General features: G+C 39.6%; 3 protein-coding genes. All 3 read left to right on the top strand.

Going from position 1 to position 2955, the window contains the following annotated elements; genetic code table 11:
* A partial coding sequence (locus tag SOY52_RS04275) for a zinc ribbon domain-containing protein (protein ID WP_320847742.1) occupies positions 1-327 on the top strand: 327 nt, incomplete at its 5' end.
* Between the two features lie 9 nt (positions 328-336).
* Positions 337-1047, top strand: a complete 711-nt coding sequence (locus tag SOY52_RS04270) for a sialate O-acetylesterase (protein ID WP_320847741.1) — start codon at positions 337-339, stop codon at positions 1045-1047.
* 40 nt (positions 1048-1087) lie between these two features.
* Positions 1088-2884, top strand: coding sequence for an alanine--tRNA ligase (locus SOY52_RS04265; RefSeq protein ID WP_320847743.1), 1797 nt, complete (start codon positions 1088-1090; stop codon positions 2882-2884).
* Positions 2885-2955 lie beyond the last annotated feature (71 nt).

The following is a 2955-nucleotide window of genomic DNA, read 5'->3' as shown; positions in this document are numbered from 1 at the left end:
CATGGGACTCTGTTCATAAAGGTTCCACGCTTCTATGCATCCAGCAAGCTTTGCAGTAACTGTGGTTACATCTATAAAGATTTGACACTCAGTGAACGAGAATGGAAATGCCCCGTATGTAACGTTGTGCATGATCGTGACAGGAATGGCAGCGTGAATATACAGAAGAAGGGGTACGAAATGATGACAATACCCGTGGACGGCGGGAAATCAACGCCTGTGAAGACGAACATGGTGGACGACCGTGCGAACGCACCTAAGAAGCCCAACGTCGAAAAAGCAGGAATAGTTCTTGAGAATACGACTCAGGAAGCTCACTGCCTTTAGGCGGGAGAGTTGTCACTTTTATTTATTGGGCAATCAAATATGGCAGGTCGTGGAGACTATAGAAAAGCTCCAAAGGCTATTAGTAATAACCTATATGAGTTTAGAGCAATAAGTGACCCAACAAGATTATATCCAGTAGAGGAGCCCTTTGGAGTAAATGAAAACCTCATCGGTGGAATTGATGATGGAATAAAGAAAAGTGGCTCCTTAGTAACTTCCTTTATGAATAAACTTTACTCATTAACTAAAGCTCCTATAGTAGGAGTTAGTGCTTCAAAGGGTGGAAGCACTATTTCTCAGTGGCAAATTAATTCAGAGTGTGGCTATCTAAGGGATGCAATAAATAGACTCTCATTAGCTAAAAGCTTTCTTAAGGACGAAGTAAAGCATACCTATGCTTTATTTCTTCAAGGCGAGAGCGATGGAGACAAAAATACTAGCGAAGAAGAGTATATAGCTCTATTTAATAGTATGTATAGCGAGTTAAAGAGAGCGGGCGTTGAGGAGCTCTTTCTAATTGAAATTGGAAGATGTAACATTAAGGGCGAAGAAAAGCGCTACGATGTAATAAGAAATGCTCAAAGAAAGCTTAAGGATGTAACAATCGTATCTTCAATACTAATTAATGAGCCTATGAAAGATGAATTTCACTTCTTTCAGGAGAGCTATAATAAAGTAGGAGAGGATGCAGCTGAGAATGTTGCAAAACTCATTGAATAATATACTTTTATAAATAGTGTAAAAAGAATATACTTTTTTCATTATGAAAGAATTAACTGCAAATCAATTAAGACAAATGTATATTGATTTCTTCGTATCTAAGGGACACCACAAGATCTCTGGTGCTTCTCTTATCCCCGAGAATGACCCAACAGTACTTTTTACTACCGCTGGTATGCACCCACTTGTTCCATATATCCTTGGACAAGAGCATCCTGCAGGTAATATGCTCGTTGACTATCAAAAGTGTATCAGAACTGGTGATATCGATGCTGTAGGTGACCCACACCACCTAACCTTCTTCGAGATGTTAGGTAACTGGTCTCTTGGTGCATACTTTAAGGAAGAGGCTATTGAATATAGCTTTGAATTTTTGACAAAGCACCTTGGAATTGATCCAGAAAGACTATCTGTAACAGTCTTCAGAGGTGATGACGAAGTTCCTCGTGATGATGTTGCAGCTGCTAAATGGGAAAGCCTTGGAATTAGTAAAGATAGAATTTACTTCATGCCAAGAGAAGATAACTGGTGGGGACCAGCAGGTGAAACAGGTCCTTGTGGTCCAGACTCAGAGATGTTCATAGATACAGGTCGTCCAGCTTGTGGCCCTGACTGTAAGCCAGGTTGTAAGTGCGGAAAGTACTTTGAGATTTGGAACGATGTATTTATGGGTTATCGTAAGGAAGATGACGGAACATTCAAGGAAATGGCAAGAAAGTGTATCGATACTGGTATGGGTATTGAGAGAACAATTGCTATCTTACAGGGTAAAAAGAGTGTTTACGAGACAGAGGTCTTCCAACCAATTATCCATCAAATTGAAGCTTTAACTGGTAAAAAGTATGGTGAAGTTGAAGATGATGATATGTCAATCAGAATTATTGCTGACCACGTAAGAACTTCATGTTTCATCCTAGGTGATCAAAAGGGTATGGCTCCATCAAATGTAGGACAGGGTTATATTCTTAGACGTTTAATCAGAAGAGCTGTTAGACATGGTAAGAAACTTGGAATTGAAAAGCACTTCTTAAGTGAGCTTGCAACAGTAGTTCTTGATCTCTATGGTAATGCATATCCAGAGCTTATTGAGCATAAGGATTTCATCTTCACAGAGCTTGAGAAGGAAGAAGCTAAGTTCTCTGATACACTTGTTAAGGGTGAAAAAGAGTTTGAGAAGATGCTTCCTAACTTAATGAGAGGTAACTCAAGAGAAATTTCAGGTCGCTTAGCATTTAAGCTTTATGATACATATGGCTTCCCAATTGAGCTTACTATCGAGCTTGCTAAGGAGCATGGATTTACTGTTGATGAAAAGGGCTTTGCTGAAGCATTTGAAAAGCACCAGCAGATCTCAAGAGCAGGTGCTGAAGGCACCTTTAAGGGTGGTCTTGCTGATAACAGTGAAGCTACTACAGCTCTTCACACTGCAACACACCTCCTCCACAAGGCTCTTTGTGTAGTACTTGGTGGTTATGTTAAGCAGCTTGGTTCAAATATTACAGCTGAACGCTTAAGATTTGACTTTAATAACCCAGCTCCACTTACAAAAGAACAACTTAAAGCCGTTGAAGACCTTGTAAACGAACAAATTCAGAAGGACTTACCTGTAATTTGTGAGACAATGACACTTGAAGAAGCTAGAGAGCAGGGTGCTGCCGCTCAATTCGATGCTAAGTATGGCGAGAAAGTAAAGGTATATTCAATTGGTGATTTCTCTAAAGAAGTATGTGGTGGTCCTCACGTTGAACACACAGGTAATATGGGTAAGTTTGTTATCAAGAAGGAACAATCTTCCTCAGCTGGTGTTAGAAGAATCAAGGCAGTTCTTGAGAAATAAAAATTAATAAAACTTCTTATAAAAGTCCCCCTAAAAAGGGACTTTTGTTGTCTTTGCCTACAAACAATAAT

Source organism: Bullifex sp., from assembly GCF_034103065.1.
GTDB lineage: Bacteria > Spirochaetota > Spirochaetia > Sphaerochaetales > Sphaerochaetaceae > Bullifex.
Note: the sequence above shows the minus strand (reverse complement) of the source record. Positions and strands in the feature narration are given on the sequence as shown.